This window comes from Pseudomonas canadensis (assembly GCF_030980095.1).
GTDB classification, from domain to species: domain Bacteria; phylum Pseudomonadota; class Gammaproteobacteria; order Pseudomonadales; family Pseudomonadaceae; genus Aquipseudomonas; species Aquipseudomonas canadensis.
The window spans coordinates 1,958,534-1,976,421 of the sequence record NZ_CP133298.1 but is presented as its reverse complement, the minus strand read 5'-3'; the positions used below and the strand labels follow the sequence as shown (position 1 = coordinate 1,976,421).

At 56.7% G+C, this 17,888-nt stretch carries 9 protein-coding genes, 6 tRNA genes and 1 pseudogene; 3 read left to right on the top strand and 13 right to left on the bottom strand.

From position 1 onward, the window contains the following. Positions 1 to 14 precede the first annotated feature (14 nt). From RB216_RS09255 to RB216_RS09215, 9 genes are all read right to left on the bottom strand, one after another. Entirely contained in the window at positions 15 to 5,195 is a 5,181-nt protein-coding gene (locus tag RB216_RS09255; RefSeq protein ID WP_308908591.1) for a DUF6543 domain-containing protein, read from the bottom strand. 12 nt (positions 5,196 to 5,207) lie between these two features. After that, positions 5,208 to 6,629 (bottom strand): trypsin-like serine peptidase, encoded by a 1,422-nt coding sequence (locus RB216_RS09250; protein WP_308908590.1) that lies wholly within the window; start codon positions 6,627 to 6,629, stop codon positions 5,208 to 5,210. Positions 6,630 to 6,797: 168 nt separating this feature from the next. After that, complete coding sequence (locus tag RB216_RS09245) at positions 6,798 to 8,792, bottom strand: M3 family metallopeptidase (RefSeq protein ID WP_308908589.1); 1,995 nt, start codon at positions 8,790 to 8,792, stop codon at positions 6,798 to 6,800. Positions 8,793 to 9,188: 396 nt separating this feature from the next. Continuing rightward, positions 9,189 to 9,264: transfer RNA gene (locus RB216_RS09240), tRNA-Gly, on the bottom strand. Positions 9,265 to 9,267: 3 nt separating this feature from the next. After that, positions 9,268 to 9,343 (bottom strand) — tRNA-Glu (locus RB216_RS09235). A gap of 103 nt (positions 9,344 to 9,446) precedes the next feature. Then, positions 9,447 to 9,522: transfer RNA gene (locus tag RB216_RS09230), tRNA-Gly, on the bottom strand. A 3-nt stretch (positions 9,523 to 9,525) separates the two neighbouring features. Then, positions 9,526 to 9,601 (bottom strand) — tRNA-Glu (locus RB216_RS09225). Positions 9,602 to 9,705: 104 nt separating this feature from the next. Further along, positions 9,706 to 9,781: transfer RNA gene (locus RB216_RS09220), tRNA-Gly, on the bottom strand. Between the two features lie 4 nt (positions 9,782 to 9,785). Further along, positions 9,786 to 9,861 (bottom strand) — tRNA-Glu (locus tag RB216_RS09215). 374 nt (positions 9,862 to 10,235) lie between these two features. On the opposite strand from RB216_RS09215, the gene RB216_RS09210 reads away from it, so the two are divergent. Together RB216_RS09210 and RB216_RS09205 are read left to right on the top strand one after the other, a co-directional pair. Then, positions 10,236 to 10,994, top strand: coding sequence for a hypothetical protein (locus tag RB216_RS09210; RefSeq protein WP_082461488.1), 759 nt, complete (start codon positions 10,236 to 10,238; stop codon positions 10,992 to 10,994). A 274-nt stretch (positions 10,995 to 11,268) separates the two neighbouring features. Continuing rightward, the gene (locus RB216_RS09205) at positions 11,269 to 12,081 is read left to right on the top strand and encodes an alpha/beta fold hydrolase (RefSeq protein WP_308908588.1); all 813 of its coding nucleotides are present in this window, start codon (positions 11,269 to 11,271) and stop codon (positions 12,079 to 12,081) included. Between the two features lie 36 nt (positions 12,082 to 12,117). On the opposite strand, the gene RB216_RS29810 is transcribed toward RB216_RS09205, so the two are convergent. The 4 genes and pseudogenes from RB216_RS29810 to RB216_RS09190 form a co-directional block, all read right to left on the bottom strand. Then, positions 12,118 to 12,960, bottom strand: a complete 843-nt coding sequence (locus RB216_RS29810) for a methyl-accepting chemotaxis protein (RefSeq protein WP_372514802.1) — start codon at positions 12,958 to 12,960, stop codon at positions 12,118 to 12,120. Positions 12,961 to 12,975: 15 nt separating this feature from the next. After that, positions 12,976 to 13,176 (bottom strand): annotated as a pseudogene (locus tag RB216_RS29805) (HAMP domain-containing protein); the annotation flags it as partial. A gap of 1,023 nt (positions 13,177 to 14,199) precedes the next feature. Further along, positions 14,200 to 15,612 (bottom strand): aminotransferase-like domain-containing protein, encoded by a 1,413-nt coding sequence (locus tag RB216_RS09195; protein WP_068932537.1) that lies wholly within the window; start codon positions 15,610 to 15,612, stop codon positions 14,200 to 14,202. Positions 15,613 to 15,815: 203 nt separating this feature from the next. After that, positions 15,816 to 16,577: an SDR family oxidoreductase gene (locus RB216_RS09190; RefSeq protein ID WP_028615739.1), complete on the bottom strand. Its 762-nt coding sequence runs from the start codon at positions 16,575 to 16,577 to the stop codon at positions 15,816 to 15,818. 229 nt (positions 16,578 to 16,806) lie between these two features. On the opposite strand from RB216_RS09190, the gene RB216_RS09185 reads away from it, so the two are divergent. After that, positions 16,807 to 17,814, top strand: a complete 1,008-nt coding sequence (locus RB216_RS09185) for an NADP-dependent oxidoreductase (protein ID WP_308908587.1) — start codon at positions 16,807 to 16,809, stop codon at positions 17,812 to 17,814. The last annotated feature ends 74 nt before the right edge of the window (positions 17,815 to 17,888 follow it).

The window sequence follows — 17,888 nt, the reverse complement described above, 5'->3', positions numbered from 1 at the left end:
TAGGACCTTCAAGACTACGATGCGGTTCGCCGCACGGGTCCTTTCTTCATAGAAGCATCATCTACGCTGTAGACGGACTCCCCTGCGCTGGGAGAGAGGTCAAGCTGACGTCCAAGTCGACTGATCAGCAGCGCCACGGAGTCAGCGTTGCTCAAAATCGTATCCATTCTCTTGAGAGGGTCACTGCGAAATATTCGCCGAGCATCGTCGAGTGCATCTCCCCCGGTAACCGACAAAATATGCTGTAAAAGGCTGTCTTGTGGATCTACATTCTTCACGATCTGGAACAGTTCCGTGAACGGCGTAAAGAGACACAGGCGTTCAGTCTGGCGCTGTTTCAGGCGTGCTTTGAAGGCCCGGTTATCCGGAGTGTCATTCCTGATAAGATCGAGAAATGGATGAGAGGCATCCAGGCGGGCAATGTCCTCCGTTGCGCACACATGATGAGAGAGTTCATGGATGAGAGCGATAGCACGGGCATGGACGTTGACATAAAACGGCTTGGTTAGAAACGGCTTGTACTCCAACGTAGGCTTGAAAAACTCCTGGGTTAAATAAATGACCTGGTCTGCGTCAGGCACCACGACAAACGCCATGACAGCCGTATTACCAGGGGGCGGGGTGCCGCGCGAAACCCCAACGACGAAGCGTTCTGAGTTCAAGGTATTGAGTGAAGGGGCTGTGAGAGCGTTGAATACCTTGTCAACCACTGACTGTATTTTCTCGATATGTTTCATTTCTACGACTTGTAAATCGAAGGTCTCCTTGATAACTGCGAGCGTGGGAGTGGAGGCTTGTAGGGTAGCGGCAACCAGACGTAAGTTCTCCTGCGCGTTTTTTGTATAGTAGGTCGCCATGGCCAATGCTTCAGTGATCATCAAACCCCGTTTGGGATAGAGGGTTCGGATGGCTTCCATACCGGATGCTTCGATGTTCATACCTTCACGAGCTAGCGGGCATGAATAAAATTGATTGCTCAGTTTAGCGAGGGCTCGTCGAGCATGCAGTAACGGAACTTGGCTACTGAGCATCCATTGTTGGCGGGTGTTTTTTCGTATCAGCGGTCCATCTCCAAGGGAACTGAAAATACGCCAGTGCTCACCCTGTTGTTTGACTTGAAAGACTTTGCCTTCGACGGGCGCATAGTGGCGTTTCTGAGCTGATTGGTAGAGCCCAAGATCGCCAACGCGGTTCATCTCCTGTAGCGCGAGATCGGTTACCTCATGGGGTTGCAACCGGGTTCTTTCAGGCGCGGTGATGTCGATGGCGGGCCATGTTGCAACGGCTTCGGACGTAATGGCATCAGGTTGCACAGGTAACGTCTGCTCTGAAATTTCTGGCATTGACCGGCGAAGCAATGCCATTTGCGCAACGCCACTCACGAACTGCGAGATTGCCGTGCGCCAATGATGATCTTGCAACGCGTCGGCAGAAGCCTTGAACAGTTTGTAGCTCTGCCAGACGAGCAACGGGTATTCCAGCTTTGCGGCCAGAAACGGAATGCCTTGGTATATACCGCTGGAGAAAACGCTCTTCGCCAGGTTCCAATAGGCAACGGCGTTGGAGATGGAATGGCATCCCAACAATTTCAACAACAGCTCGAAGTTGTCTGCAAATAGCTGTTTGAACAAGCACCCGACGATGGGATTTGAGGCCAGTTGCAACGAGCTTCTGGAGGCATTGTTCGGGTTGAAAAACGTCGTGATTGCCGATTGTGCTGCCTGCGGAAGCAACCTGAGCACCCAACTTTGTAGCGGGCCAAGTGACCAGAGTTCTGTCAGTAAACTCGCTTCGTCGGCATATTCCTTAAGGCAGTGACCTTGACTGTAAGGCGCATAGAGAACGTGAGGCCCCTGACCTGATGCAGGGCTGATCACGTAAATGCCCACGGCTTTGACCGCTGTGGCGCCTATGGAGGTCAGCAGTTCAAGCGGGCGGATGGTGGCATTGGCACCTGTAACGGCAGCACGGGCAATCGAATCCGGCATGTCCATGATCTGCTGGATATAACCGAACGCTGTTGCAGTCATTTGCTTTGCCAGGAATTGGGCATGTGCATGTTGCATCAGTTGCCAGGGTAATTGCCGGGCGAACCGCTGTTGACGCTCAAGCAGGTCGGGGTTAGCAGCCGTGAAGAGCCCTCGTAGATAGTCTTGATAGGTGCCACTGATGTTCAGCGCCTGGATGTGTGTGGTAAGGGTTTTTGCGTCCAGCTGGCTGGAGAGCAACGCTGACCCCCTCGAAGTAAAGCGCGGTGCTTCAGTTCCCCATTCATCTCGATGGCTCGTAGCATAATCGACCAGGGTCAACGTCTTCTCGACAGCGCTCCTGTGTGCAGGGACGGTGACTTCAATCTGATCGGGGGTGACGCGGTTCTGGTTGTCGAGCGTGCGTAACAACGTTGACAGTTTGTTGCGCGTGAAATCGGCCAGTGAGTCGATACCATGAAGGTAGTCTTTGTCCGCTTCCACGCTGTTTCGATACTGCTCCAGCAGTTCAACCTGTAGTTGCTGGTCCGCTACGGGAGCGTTGGCCACCCATTCAGGTAATGAGTGCCGCAGGATCAGTGCCTGGGCGATGGCCGTAGAGCGCTCCACGTTAGTCGGTGCGAGTGTCTGCGTTATTTGGACCTGCCAAATGTCCTGCAGGTATTGGGCGGGTAGCTTCGGGCTAAGCAGGTGAGTGATCTCGGCTTTTCTTTGCTGCTCGTAGTGCCGGTGCAGGTATGCGACCAAGCCGTCTTCGATCAACTCGAAAGACCCAACGGTATAGACCTGATGCAGGAGGCGTTCGGACCGAGGGAGGTTTTCCAGCAGTGCAATGCGCTCTTCGGGCTCAAGCAAGCGCTGGTTCAACGTGGTTCTGAGGGCGGCCAATGAACTGAAAACCTCCAACCCCAGCGCTGGGCTCCAAAGAATGGTTTTGCCGGAATATTCGGGATCTTGTCCCCCTCGTTCGGTTAGCACAAAACAGTTGCTCAATGCGGCGCTGACGTCCCGCTCGGCAGTCGTCAGCGTCAGTGACAAGGCATCGGGTCGGAAAGCGTTCATGCTACGTCGCGTATCACGTTTGTAACTGTCAAGGACCGTCAGGATGATTGCCCGGTCGCTGGGCCGTAGTGAATTGTCCAGGACCCTGAGCTTTGCTTCCGCCTTCAATCCAATGGTCATCGCCCTCTCGAGCAGAAGCCGCAGGTCGGGAACCCGTTGGTCCACCAGACGCAGGTGGCCTTTAAAGCCTTTCAGCGAGGTTTCGATGATTGTGTTGAAGGCGGGTAATTCCAGATCGGGCACCTTTTTAGCAACACCCTCGGAGGCTACTGAAAAGAATCCGCTGTTGGGCGAAAGCGTGAGGACCTCCGACTCCCCGCAGAACCGTGCCAGAAAATGGTCGACCATATTGACCGACGATACCGGTGTACGACGTTCGGTATCACCGGGAGGACTGCTGTAGGTATTTATAAAAATATTCGCGGCATCGCGAAAGGCTTCTTCTGTGCTGGAGAGTTCAGAATTGAGTTGTGCGATGGCGGAACGGTAGAGAGTCGGGCGAGTTGCCAGTCTGCCCTCCAGTTCGGTATGCAGACTTTCGAGTTCTCGCAGTTCAGTGCGAACCGTTTGCAGGGCTGACTCCCCTCCTTGCGGAAGATCAGCAGAGGGGTACCAGGACGCCGCCAACTGAGTGCTCCAACGTCCTTTGGCATCCAATCCCCGTAACGCTGGATCAATCATCGCGCGAACATCAAGCAGATGGTCAATCAGCGCGTCGATGTCCATGGTGCCTTTGCTCTGACGGTACATTTCCAGGCCATACTCCAGGTTCTGAGCCTGTTTTTCGATGACCGTACGCATCAGGCCCGGGAACACCGCTCCTGTGAGAGGGCTCGTAATGACCGTTGAGGTACTGAAGCTGATATCGAAATAACGTTGCGGTCGAGACAGGTAGTTCTTCCAGTCGTCAGGCTGCTTCGGTGAGTTCACTCTCTCCTGAAGACGGGTTTTCAACTCTTCCACATCAGGGTCCGCCAGTACGCCTTCACTGGGGGTAAAAAGAATGGCCTGTGCATCTGTCTCGCTTTCTATTGGACGGATCATGAGGGCGCCGGCCAGTTCAACAAAGGAGACATCTGATTCGCCCAACAGTACTTTTTCGACGCGCAGGGCGCTGGCACTGTCAGAAGAGAGTGCATCGGAGGTCAGCAGGCGTGTCTGGATTTCAAGACTTTGGTCCGTGGAAATATTCGCCTGTTGCTGCTGATCAAGCAGGCTGACCCGGAACCTGTCGCTCATGGCCGCCGCAAAGTAATCCAGGCGCGAGGGCCCTGCTCGGCTCGCCGCCTGCCAAAATAGTGAAAGCTGGGTTTTTATTTGCTCCATCAACCCTTGGGCCAGCGTTTGTACAGACCTCTCCCAATGCAACTGATCGTCCGCCGCACGGTTTGACTGCTGAGGGTCGGGGGCTCTGCCAAGGTTACTGTATTGCCGGGTTTCGCCTGCAGGCCAACTGTTGTCGACGAAGTAGGCAAGCACGGTTTCGCTCAATGAGCGAGTTGTGGTTTGGGATGTCTCGGCTATGTGGCAGCTCACGCGTGTATCGCGCTGATTCAAGCCCGGAAAGTGTGCAGCCAGCGCCGTATTGATCGCCTGTTCCAGCATTGACGTCAAACTTGGCGCTGAGTACAGCTCCTCAAGCATGCCCTGAGCATTGTTGCGCAGGTTATTTTGGAGTGCGCGCTGTTGTTCTTCAAAAACGGCGCCGGCTACGGATACAGTGGTGAGCGTGAGTGTTTCGTGGGTGCTCAACGCCGCTCTCTGAGAGAGAGACAGGTAACGAAACAACGCTTCTCGTTGTTCGGATACCTCCAACCAGGTACTCATTGTCGATTTTACGCTGGCAACGCTATCGAATCTTTCCAGGCCCCGGCACGGTGTGTAGAGGAACGCGCCACCACCGGGCGCAGGTCTCATCATGAACGCACCGGCGAGTTCGATTGACGGTTTTCCGGGCGTGGTCAAATGAAGGCTTTCAACTTGCATGGGTGGTTTGTGCGCCATGCGCGCAGCGTGGGTGGCGGAATACACCGCGTCGAGCCAGTCGAGATCCTCAAGGGTGAACGCTCGCGCGCGCTGGCGCTCCGTCAGTTGTTCTCTTACTGCAAGTGTTTCGGTGAAAAAATAGGGAGGGTTATCTTCCATGATGAGGCCTTATTACAGTCGTGGCGATGGCTTCTTCGCTTGTATGGGCGGGAAAAACATTGATCTTTCGATCACATCCGTACGTACGGCGGATGGTTGGCCCGCAAGGTTGCGTGCATAGCTGCACAACGTGATGGGTAGCTGAGATACCCGATAGGTAGAACTGCCGGAGGAAAGCGCATAACGGACATCGTCGATGTCTTGGCAAGAAGCGCCATTCGAAGCGTCCATATAGAAGTAGTGGTGCGTGAAATCTGTGTGTTGGTTGTCCCAATCGATGCTGTAACTCAGGTTGATCCGAGGTGTCGGCGCTGGAGCGGTCAAGAACACGGAGTGCGTGAATACATTGTGGAGCAAGGCAGGCGTCAGGGCTTCGTTCTGGCTATCTATCCCTACAATGCACAACACATGAGCCCCTAGCGCCGGCCCGATCTCTTGATTGATATAGCCATCGGTTGACGCTATCGCGCTGTGATAATCGTTGGGAAACCTACATTCCTTAACGTCATGTACTGCCTTGAATCGATAGTAAGCATTTTGGAGCGAGAATCTGATATTCCAGGTGGGCCGGACGTTTCGTCCAAGCACGTCCTGCTGCTTATGCACATAAGGATTCAGTTTCCACGGTTCTTCAATGATGATCTCGACGGCTTTCAGCTGACAATCCACCGTATTGTTCAAGAATTGACCATCAACAAAACAATGATGCAGGTCGTTGGCTGGATAGCTGTAGTTGAACTTGGCCGCTTCGCACGCCGAGTTGTTTTGGCAGTTGTTAAGGACGTCGTTTTTAATGACCGCTGCTACTTTGCTGACAATGCCTGTCACTTCATTGGTACTGCGATCCAACATCGGGCTTCCGGAACTTCCGGACTGAAGATCTCGACAACGGTTTTTTATCGCGCCAGGAAATACGCCAGGATGTTCGACAAAACTGTCTACCCCCGTTTCTTTGCAGACGCTCATGCGCAGCCCGTTCTGTCGAAACCCAATCGGGGATCCCACATTGATCACTTCACGCTCGCCTGAATGGCGATGAGTCGCGAGCTTGAGTGGCATGATTCCCTCTGAGATGAGTGTGGTCAGTGGCGTATCAAGTTCAAGAACCGCCAAATCGGTGCCGACCATGCTGCTCCAATGGGCAGTTTTAACCCGGAAAGTCCGGTGCTGTGCAGGTGTATCGTGGAAGTATCTGAAGGTGATACTCGCTTCAATGGTTTGGTTGATATATGCCGTGCCGTAGCTAAAGAACACGCAGTGCCCACTGGTCAGCACATAGGCTGGGCCGACGGCATTATCCTGACGGTTTCGGGTATCCAGTAATATCGCATTGCAGGTTTGGCCGATGGCGTTTTTCAAATGACCGATGCCAGACCATAGCGAGTAACGCTGGTCGTGGTTAAGCAATGTCACGGATGAGGTTTGATCAGTCATTCCTTCAGTCAAATCTCTGGCATGGATTTGACCGGTAACACAATACAAAGCAAGTAATAAAAAGGGGATGAAATGCCGATATAACATAATAGGTCTCGGAGAATGGCAGCAGTGGTAAATGCCAAATTGACTCGACACGTCCAATTGATGGGACAGACTGGACTCGTTCTATGAGCGACCGAGAAAAAGCTCAAGTGACGTCATCAGTGGTCGGGTATCACCCTGGGTGATGAACGCATCACGGAATGCCTTGCCGGTAGTAGGGTTGAACAGCCCCTCGCGCTCAAAACGTTCAAACGCCTGCCTGGCGAGTACACCCGACCACTTGTAGGAATAAGTTCTGGCCCCATAGTCACTCCCCAACGGTTCGAAACTGTTGACTGGACGGGTATCACCAGGCCAATGCAAGAGCCCGACTTCTGCATTGACACTGGTGAAGACATCATGAGGTGTTCGACCGTCGCCGTAAGTCCGGTGCAACTCGAAGTCGACGAGCCCGGCGAGCAAGAGAGAGGCCGTTTCCCAACTGGTTTGAGTATGGACAAATCGCTTCACCCTATAGGCGATATCGTCAGGCAGGGGTTGTCCAGTCTGGAAATGCCCTGATAGCCAAATCAGGAACGACTGTTTGAAGCAAAACTGTTCCAGAACCTGGCTGACGAACTCCGAAGAGTCATGGCTCAATTGACCGATGCCTGATATCGCCCGATACGGTGCGACGGTTAACAGATGCTGCAGACAATGACCAAACTCGTGCAACAAGACCCTTAGTTGCAAATGATCAAGCAAGCAGGGCTGGGTCTCGGTGGGGGGCTGCAACCGGCTGTTCAGCACCACCAAGGGGCTTCGTGGCCTGCCTTCGGCGGTGATCCGCCGGTTACGTAAGCCTGAAGCATCACCAAATCCCGCTGCTTCTTGTCGGCGATAGGGGTTAATGAACAAATATCCGATCGGCTCCGCATACTCTCTGAGTTCAAATACCCGCACATCCTCATGCCAGGTATCGGCAGCCGCGTGTTCGATCAGATCAACACCGAACAGCGTTTTTGTGAAGGCGCACAATCGTTGCAACACCGTCTCCAAGGGGAAGTAGTTGCGAAATGCCTCTTGGGAAATGCCTGCCACGTCCTGGCGAATTTTTTCAGCGAAATAATGAATGTCCCAAGGCTTCACATCCGTAATTCCATGCTGTGCAGCGAAGCCCTCAACCTGCTCCGCATCTTGGGCAAACAGACTTCGCGACAACTCGATCTGGTGATGTAAAAAGTCGACGACCTGCTCGGTCGTGTCCGCCATCTGATCCGCCACCGCCAGTTGGGCAAAGTTGGAATAACCCAAGAGCTGCGCTTTTTTATGGCGATCATCAAGCAGTACCGTCAACACCCGTTCGTTGTTGGTAATCAGGTCATCAGGACCTGTGCCAGAAGCACGGCTGTAGTAAGCAGCCATCATTTCCCGACGCAGGTCCCGGTTGTCCGCATAGTTCACAATGTCGCGATAGGATTGAGTTGAAAGGGTCAGCAACCAACCCGTCAACCCTGCTGCTTGAGCCGCGACCTCCATGCGTGCCTGCACAGCGTTCGGCAAACCGATCAACAACGATCTGTCTTCGATGTGCTTGCTCCATGCCGTGTTCGAATCCTCCACCCGTGCCAGAAACTCGAACTGAAACTTGCTGATTTCCATGTTCAGGCTTGTCAGTTGCAACTGCTGCTCGGACGACAGATCAAGGCCGGCCAAGTGGTACTTGCGCAAGATTTTATGCAGTGCACGTTTACGCTCTTCATTGAACAGCGCAGCAATCGGGCTATCGGCGAGCCGCCGATACAGCTGATACAGCTCGCTGTTCTGTGCCTGCTCACGCTTGTACTGCTCTGCCAGCTCCTGACAGCGCGTAATTGCTTCCTGCCAGACCGGCGCTATGCGGGCGGAACCCAGTAGCTGGAGGATAGTGAGGGTGCCGTCCAGGCGTGCTTCCAACTCATCTATGGCGAGCACGAGATCGTCCCATGTTGGGAAGGATTTCTGGCTGGCAATGATCTCTGTGGTCATGACACGACTTTCAGCAATGATCGCCTGGACAGCCGGTATCAAATGCTCTGCTCGTATGGCAGAGAATGGTGGTAAGTCATACCGCTGCAAAAGTGGATTGTTCTCGGACATCGGCTTCTCCTTGAGACGGGGCGGTGAAAAAACCAGTCTAGGAGGATCAAGTGTCCGTGGGACGCTATATATGCGTGGGGAAAATGCCGAGCTGTCGACCCATATCACCGAGGGTTTAGTGTTTGCCGGTCGCCTTGAACTGGCGAACCGCTGCGCGTGGAAGGTGCCATAGTACGAGTTCCTGAATAGGATTCAGGGAAAGATGCCCGTACCCGCAAACGCTCCTCTCCAGCGACAAACGCTATCGCGACCATTCGGATTTCATGGACTCATTTCTGGACTGAAAACGTCGAGATACCGATGGTTCTCGGCTGATCGCACTGGAACGAAAAAAGACGCCTAAGCGTCTATTTTCAATAACCTACAGACTTCCATGGAACTCTGTAGATCGATATTTGGAGCGGGAAACGAGACTCGAACTCGCGACCCCGACCTTGGCAAGGTCGTGCTCTACCAACTGAGCTATTCCCGCAAATGGCGTCCCCTAGGGGACTCGAACCCCTGTTACCGCCGTGAAAGGGCGGTGTCCTAGGCCACTAGACGAAGGGGACACACAACTGAAGCACATGGTGTGTGTTTCAGTGTCCAGAGGTTAGATCCGAAGATCATGCCCTGGTTTCACTCAGTGCCGCCCGAAGGCCACACTGCTTAAATTGGAGCGGGAAACGAGACTCGAACTCGCGACCCCGACCTTGGCAAGGTCGTGCTCTACCAACTGAGCTATTCCCGCAAATGGCGTCCCCTAGGGGACTCGAACCCCTGTTACCGCCGTGAAAGGGCGGTGTCCTAGGCCACTAGACGAAGGGGACACACAACTGAAACACATGGTGTGTATTTCAGTGTCCAGAGGTTAGATCCGAAGATCATGCCCTGGTTTCACTCAGTGCCGCCCGAGAGCCACACTGCTTAAACTTGGAGCGGGAAACGAGACTCGAACTCGCGACCCCGACCTTGGCAAGGTCGTGCTCTACCAACTGAGCTATTCCCGCATATTGGCGTCCCCTAGGGGACTCGAACCCCTGTTACCGCCGTGAAAGGGCGGTGTCCTAGGCCACTAGACGAAGGGGACACACGTACAACATTCACTACTTAGCTGCGTTTCGCTGTGTGCTTTACGCGTTAAGTGGCGCGCATTCTATGGATGGATTGAAAGGTCGTCAACCCCCAAGGATAAATTTATTAAAATCAATGACTTCGACCTGCTTTCAGGGCCTGAAGGCGAATTGTGCGTGTCCGGGCTTTGACGCCTATATTCTGGCGCCCGACAAGACGCTATAGTTCGCTCCAGCAAATGATGGCAATGTGCATCCATGCAGGGAGCGCCTATCTATATATAGAAGCAAACTACCCGGGCAACTGGTCGATCAGTCCTATCCGCCGGATGGCCCAGTCACTACACTCCACTGTAAACCCTATAAAGAGGTCACACCGGTGACACCACTCATGATCACCCTGCTGGTAATAGCCGGGATCGTAATACTGATCGCCATTGGCTACATGAACCACGTGGTGGAAAACAACAAGCTGGAAAAGAAGCGCACCGAGATCGAGCTTAACGATCGCCTGCGTCGCTGCGGTGAAATCACCGAGACCTTCCCCGGCCAGTTGATGACCCCGGCGCTCAAACTGTTGATGACCCGCCTGGAACTCAACGTCAACCAGCGCCTGTTGAACCTCAACAAAGGCAGCGCACCGCTCAAGGCTCGCATCGCCGAGCTGAATACGCTGGTGGCCCAAGGCGAATCGATCCCGGTGAACAATCCGCCCGCGCCGATCCAGACCGAAGCCAAGGCAAAGGATGTGCGCTTCCTGCTCGAAGCCCTGCACGGCCAGGTCACACGCGCCGCCCAGGACGGTTTCCTGCCGGCCAACGAGGCCAAGCACTGGATCCGGGAAATCCGCCATATCCTGGTGTTGCTGCACATCGAGTTCTTCAACAACCTCGGCCAGCACGCCTTGCAACAAGGCCAGCCGGGCCAGGCACGCCTGGCGTTCGAGCGTGGCGTGCAATACCTGCGTAAACAGCCGGAGCCGGTGATCTACAGCGCACAGCTGCAACAACTGGAAGCCCAGCTTGCCCGCGCCAACTCCACGGTGCTGACCAACAGCAAGCCCGCCGAAGACGAGGTCAACGAACTGACCGAAGGCCTCAAAGTGGTGGATACCGACGCCGAGTGGAAGAAGAAAGTCATCTACGACTGATTGCGCGGTAGTTGGGCGGGCCTGTGGTGATCGGGCTTGCCCCGCGCTGGGCTGCGCAGCGGCCCTAAAACCTACCCCCCCGATCTGTCTGCCAGAACGAGGGGTTTTTATTGGGGCTACTACGCAGCCCAGTGCGGGGCAAGCCCGCTCACTACAAGTCCAGGTCTGTACAAACAACCTACCGCTTCACAAGATGCCATCACTTTGCATCTATCCCCCCGCCCCCGACTAGCGTAAAAAAGTGCCCCTTACTCCGTGAAGTCAGAGGCCTGTTATGCCTGTCGCCGTCATTGATGGACAACCGCTGCACTACTTGGACCAGGGCACCGGCCCGGTCGTACTGCTGGGCTCAAGCTACCTGTGGGACGCCGACATGTGGGCGCCGCAGATCGAAGCGCTGTCGCAACAATACCGTGTGATCGTGCCCGAGCTGTGGGGCCATGGTGAATCCGGTGCATTGCCCGCGCAAACCCATTCCCTGGACGACCTCGCGCGCCAAGCCCTGGCCCTGCTCGACCAGCTGGATATCCGAGCGATCAACCTGGTGGGGCTCTCGGTCGGCGGGATGTGGGGCGCACGCCTGGCACTGCTGGCGCCCGAGCGGATCAACAGCCTGGTGCTGATGGACACCTACCTGGGCGCCGAGCCCGAGGCCACGCGCCAGTATTACTTCTCGCTGTTCAAGATGATTGAAGACGCCGGAGCCATCCCCGAGCCGTTGCTGGATGTGGTCGCGCCGATCTTCTTCCGTCCGGGTATCGACCGCGAATCAGCGCTGTACCAGGATTTCCGCCGGCAACTGCAGGGTTACTCGAAAGAACGTCTGTTGCAGAGCATCGTGCCCTTGGGTCGATTGATCTTCAGTCGCGAAGACGTACTGGAGCGACTGCCGCGCCTGGACGCCGACACCACGTTGCTGATGTGCGGCGAGCAGGACAAACCGCGCCCTCCCGCCGAGTCCAAGGAGATGGCGGGCCTGATCGGTTGCAGCCTGATCCTGATTCCCGAAGCCGGCCATATCAGCGCCAGGGAAAACCCGGACTTCGTCAACGAAGCCCTGCTGACCTTCCTCGCCAACAACGCCTGACCACCCTCCCCTGTGGTCGCTGCCAACGCGCGGCGATCACAGGCGGAAGTGCCCCACCATGCCCTTGAGTTCCGCGCCTAACTGCGCCAGTTGAATGCTCGACGCGGCGTTGCCTTGCATGCTCAGCGCCGACTGATCGGCACTGGCGCGGATGCTGGTGACGCTGCGGTTGATCTCTTCGGCCACCGAACTTTGCTCCTCGGCCGCCGCGGCAATCTGCTGGTTCATCTGCTGGATCAGCGACACTGCCACTGCGATGCTGCCCAAGGCACTTTCGGTTTCCAGGGCATCGCTTACCGCCAGCTTCACCAACTCCCCGCTTTGCTGGATCTGCTGCACAGATGATTGCGCAGCGCTGCGCAAGGTGCTGACCAGTCGTTCGATCTCCTCGGTGGATTGCTGGGTACGCTTGGCCAAGGCCCGTACTTCATCGGCGACCACCGCAAAACCTCGGCCCTGCTCGCCGGCGCGGGCGGCTTCGATGGCGGCGTTAAGGGCCAGCAGGTTGGTCTGTTCGGCCACGCTTTTGATCACACTCAACACGGTGCCGATATTTTGAATTTCAGCGCTCAGGCTCTCGATGCTGGCGCTGGCAGAGGTGCTGGATGTGGCCAGCAATTCAATGCGCTGCAAACTCTGGCGCACCACCTGTTGGCCGCTGTCGACTTTATCATCTGCCGTCTGTGCGGCTTGCGCGGCCTCTTCGGCGTTGCGAGCCACGTCGTGCACGGTGGCAGTCATCTGGTTCATCGCCGTGGCGACCTGTTCGGTTTCTTCTTTCTGGCTGCTGACCTCGACGTTGGTCTGCTCGGTGACACTGGACAATGAATGCGCCGAACTGGCCAGTTGCTCGATACCGGCTTGCAGGCCTCTGACCATTTGGCTCAGGCCATTACCCATCTGTTGCATCGCCTGCATCAACTGGCCGATTTCATCACGACGGCTGACCTCCATGCGCCCGCTCAAATCGCCGGCGGCAATCTGCTGGGCCACGGCAATCACGCTGCGCAGCGGCGCGACGATCAAGCGGGTGATCACCCAGGCCGCAATCAAACCCACCAACAACGCCAAGGCCGAAGAGCCGATGATCAGCATTGCGCTTTTCTTCAACTGCGCCTGCATCGACTGGTCTTCGGCGTCGTAGGCCTGGTTGACCCGGCTGACGACCTGTTCCGCCCTGTCATGCAGCTGCTTGTAGACCACCTTTTCCTGGGCCAGCAGCCCGGTGTACTCGCCGAGTTTTTCACTGAACGCGGCGATATGCCCGGAAACTTCATTGAGTACGGTCTGGTAGCCGGAGTCCTTGACTGAGGTCTTCAGTTGCTCGACCTGGGCAAGAGCCTGGTCAGCCTGCTCGATCTTGCCCTGCTCTGCGTCGTCTTGATCGGCCTTGCGGCTCTGGTCGAGCCGTACATGGGCTTCATTCATTGCTTGCAGCATCAGGCGCGACACCTGGCTGACCTGCCCCGCCTGCTCGATAAACTCAGCGCCTTCCTTGCCCTGGCTTTCCTTCAAGCCATAGGCGCCGTCGTCCGCCAGCCCGGCCTGCAACACGTCGAGGTTATTGGCCACACTGGACACCGACCAACTGGCCATTTCCAACGCCAGGTCTTTGGTCTGGGTCAATTCGACAAACTCATCGAACGCCTTGCGGTAGGCCGCCAAGGCCTGTTCGACATCGGTCATCACCGGCACGTTGGCCGCCGACTGGGACTTGAGACTGGTCGCGAGAGCCGCCAGGGCATCGACGCTTTCGTGCAGGGCGTCAACGGCCTTGGGGTCGGCATGCAACGCGTAGTCCTGCTCGATCAGGCGCACCTTGAGCAAGCCGCTGTTAAGCGACGACATGGCCTTGAGCCCTTCGAAACGCTGGCCAACGGTTTGCAGGGACCACACACCGATCGCCGCGACCAAGGCCGTCAGCAGCAATACCAGGGTGAAACCCAAGCCCAGTTTTTTCGCCATACCGAGGTTGGCGAATTGTCGTTGCACGGCCGAAATCATTGCACTTGAATCCTCTTGCAATGGCGGTTGCCATCAAGCCCGGTTTACACAGGCGAGATTCGCAACCACAAGGCACTGAACACAAGTCGTTGGCGCCACAATAATGGCAAAAAGCTACACGCCCGTCGTTTTCAGAATGGTCGAGGTCGATCTGGCGGGTCCCATGGCACGGAACAACGCCAAGGCCCGTTGATCATCGGCATAGGCCACGTTGATACGCAACCACTCACTGGGCTCGCTGGTTGGACTGAATAGCGCTCCCGACGACAATAAAACCCCGAGTCTGCGGGCGCATGCCTGCAACCGCGATGGATCGCCTGCCCTTGGTCGCGCCCACAAAAACATGCCGCCAGCAGGTGCGGCGAACACCTCCCACTCCTCGTCCTCCAGTACCTGCAGCGTAGCCGTCATTTGCGTATTCAGCCGCTTGCGCAAGCGCTGTACCCATTTGCGATAAGTGCCATTAGCCAGCAGCGTGGCCACCACCGATTCGGCGAAGCGTGAGGTGCCAAAACCGGTCAGGGTCTTGAGGCTGGCCAACTGCGCGATGATTGCGGCGCTGGCACTCAGGTAACCCACGCGCAAGGCACTGCTCAAGGTCTTGGAAAAGCTGGCGACGTAGATCACCCGATCATCATGGGGTAACGCCGAAAGGCGCGTACAACTGGGGTGCTGCAGGTCGCCGAGGACATCCTCTTCGATGATCAGGAAGTTGTCGCGCTGCGCCAGCGCCAGCAAACGCTCGCCCACGGTACGACTCAAGCTGGAGCCTGTGGGATTGTGATACAGGCTGTTGACGAATAGGCACTTGGGCCGATGCTGCTGCAGCAGCGCTTCCAGCGCCGGAATGTCAGGGCCACCAGGCGTTCGCGGCACTTGCAGCAATTGCACGCCGTGGAAGCCTAATTGCCGATAGAGGTTGCCGTACCCGGGTGTTTCGACCACCACGCAGTCGCCGGCCTTGAGCAACGTGCGTATCAGCAGGTCCTGGGCATGGCTCGCGCCCGCTGTGATGAGGATACGGTCCTGGTGGGCGGCAATGTGGATTCGACTCAGACGCTTGAACACTTGCTCGCGCAGCGCCGGCAACCCCAATGGCGTGCTGTAATTGAACAGGCCGGCGGTGTCGGTTCGAGTGACTTCACGAATCGCGTAACTGATGTCATCGCTTTCACGCCAGGCATCGGGCAACCAACCGCAGCCCAGCTTCAACTCGCCCAGCGGACTATCGACGAAGGCGCCCCACTCCCGCTCCGCGCCTTCATACCACTGGCCCTCATACAACGTTGACGGCTGGGCCACGCTGAAACCCGAACCGTGCTTGGAAACCAGCAATCCCTGGGCGACCATCCGCTCGAACGCCTCGATCACGCTGGATTGGCTGAGCAGGTTATCGAGGGCCACCTGTCGAACGGACGGTAAGCGTGTGCCGGGGCTCACCCCACTCATGCGAATCCATTGCGCCACAGCGCTGATAATTTGCTGCACCACCGGTACAAGGGCTTGTCGATCGATCCCTAAATCCATGCGCCACTCACTTCAACTGACTGATATTCAACCCAGAACAGTTAAGCACAGAAGCGCATTTCGACCGCGCGCCAAGTCTTATTAAAGTATTGATTTTATTGAATTATTTACCTATTGATACACATTCTGACAGGGCACGGTGCCAGCTATGGAAACGCCCCACACCCCCCCAAACCTTTTCGAATGAAGGGCGGCGTGAGGTCCTAGATAGCGGTCGCACCACCGTCCACCGCCAAAGCTTGGCCTGTGGTAAATGCGGCGCCATCACTGCACAGGTATAGGACCGCGCTGGCGATTTCCTCGACCTTGCCGATGCGCCCGACCGGGTGCATGGCGGCGGCAAATTCAGCCTTGCGTGGGTCGGCCTCATAGGCGCGCCGGAACATATCGGTATCGATCACCGCCGGGCAGACTGCGTTGACGCGGATTTTCTTCTTCGCATACTCGATGGCCGCCGATTTGGTCAGGCCGATCACCGCATGTTTGGAGGCCGCATAAATGCTCATCTTCGGCGCAGCCCCCAGGCCCGCGACCGAGGCGGTGTTGACAATGGCGCCGCCGCCCTGGGCTAACAACAGCGGCAACTGGTGCTTCATGCACAACCACACGCCTTTGACGTTAACGCCCATGATTGCGTCGAACTCATCCAGGCTGCCGTCGGCCAGCTTGCCCTTTTCGATCTCGATCCCGGCGTTATTAAATGCATAGTCCAGGCGACCATAGGCGGCGATGGTCTGGGCCATCAATTGCTGCACTTGCGCCTCCAGCGTGACGTTGCAACGCACAAACAGCGCTTCGCCACCCGCCTGGTGGATCAGGGCGACGGTGCCTTCGCCGCCCACCGCGTCCAAGTCGGCAACCACGACCTTCAAGCCTTCGGCGGCGAACGCCAACGCGGTGGCGCGGCCAATACCGGCAGCGGCGCCGGTCACCAGGGCGACCTGGCCGGAAAACGTCATGCTCATAGAAGATGTCCTGTGGGAGAAAATAGCCGTGGGTCGAGTCTAGCCAACGCCGCCTTGGACGCGTCAGCACTATCAAACCGCCGGTTGGCGCTGCATGGATCGCAGTGATAAGAGACATAGGTCAACTATCAACACCACCTATCGACCGGCATTCGCGCTCTCGGTGAACCTTGCTCCCTACCCGTTGAAGGTCTATCACTTCAGGTTCATTTCCAGAAGAGTCGCTGCCATGACCGCCCAGACCAACCGCCAGTTCCTGCTCGCCAAGCGCCCGGTCGGCGCAGCCACCCGGGACACCTTCACTTATCAGGAAGTCCCGGTGGGCACGCCCCAGGAGGGCCAGGTGCTGGTGCGCAACGAATACCTGTCCCTCGACCCAGCCATGCGCGGCTGGATGAATGAAGGCAAGTCCTACATTCCGCCTGTCGGCATCGGTGAGGTAATGCGCGCACTGGGTGTGGGAGAGGTGATTGCGTCAAACAACCCGAAATTCTCTGTCGGCGACTACGTCAACGGCGCCCTTGGCGTGCAGGAATATTTCCTCGGCGAGCCACGTGGCTTCTACAAGGTTGATCCGAAACTGGCGCCTTTGCCGCGCTATCTGTCCGCGCTGGGCATGACCGGCATGACCGCCTACTTTGCGCTGCTGGAAACGGGTGCGCCCAAGGCCGGCGAAACCGTGGTGATCTCCGGCGCGGCGGGCGCCGTGGGCAGCATTGCCGGGCAGATCGCCAAGCTCAAGGGTTGCCGCGTGGTGGGCATTGCCGGCGGCGCCGACAAGTGCAAGTTCCTGATAGATGAATTGGGCTTCGACGCCGCCATCGACTACAAAAGCGAAGACGTGCCCGCTGCCCTCAAGCGCGAGTGCCCCAAGGGCGTGGACGTGTATTTCGATAACGTCGGCGGCGATATTCTCGACGCTGTCCTCAGCCGCCTGGCACTGAAGGCCCGCGTGGTCATCTGTGGCGCCATCAGCCAGTACAACAACAAGGAAGCCGTGAAAGGTCCGGCCAACTACTTGTCACTGCTGGTCAATCGCGCGCGCATGGAAGGGTTCGTAGTGATGGACCACGCCGCAGGCTTCGCCGCTGCCGGGCAGGAAATGGCCGGCTGGATGGCCCAAGGCAAACTCAAGAGCAAAGAAGATATCGTGGAGGGGCTGGAGACGTTCCCGGAGACGTTGATGAAGCTGTTCAACGGCGAGAATTTCGGCAAGTTGGTGCTGAAGGTCAACTGACCCCCAGCTTATGTAGGAGCCGGCTTGCCGGCGATGAGGCCCTTGAGCATTGATCTCAAGGCCGCTATCGCCGG

What these genes read in the sequence shown, in the direction of transcription:
- RB216_RS09255 (WP_308908591.1), bottom strand. Translation starts at nt 5,195, where the DNA reads ATGGAAGATAACCCTCCCTATTTTTTCACCGAAACACTTGCAGTAAGA.
- RB216_RS09250 (WP_308908590.1), bottom strand. Translation starts at nt 6,629, where the DNA reads ATGACTGATCAAACCTCATCCGTGACATTGCTTAACCACGACCAGCGT.
- RB216_RS09245 (WP_308908589.1), bottom strand. Translation starts at nt 8,792, where the DNA reads ATGTCCGAGAACAATCCACTTTTGCAGCGGTATGACTTACCACCATTC.
- RB216_RS09210 (WP_082461488.1), top strand. Translation starts at nt 10,236, where the DNA reads ATGATCACCCTGCTGGTAATAGCCGGGATCGTAATACTGATCGCCATT.
- RB216_RS09205 (WP_308908588.1), top strand. Translation starts at nt 11,269, where the DNA reads ATGCCTGTCGCCGTCATTGATGGACAACCGCTGCACTACTTGGACCAG.
- RB216_RS29810 (WP_372514802.1), bottom strand. Translation starts at nt 12,960, where the DNA reads ATGGTCAGAGGCCTGCAAGCCGGTATCGAGCAACTGGCCAGTTCGGCG.
- RB216_RS09195 (WP_068932537.1), bottom strand. Translation starts at nt 15,612, where the DNA reads ATGGATTTAGGGATCGATCGACAAGCCCTTGTACCGGTGGTGCAGCAA.
- RB216_RS09190 (WP_028615739.1), bottom strand. Translation starts at nt 16,577, where the DNA reads ATGAGCATGACGTTTTCCGGCCAGGTCGCCCTGGTGACCGGCGCCGCT.
- RB216_RS09185 (WP_308908587.1), top strand. Translation starts at nt 16,807, where the DNA reads ATGACCGCCCAGACCAACCGCCAGTTCCTGCTCGCCAAGCGCCCGGTC.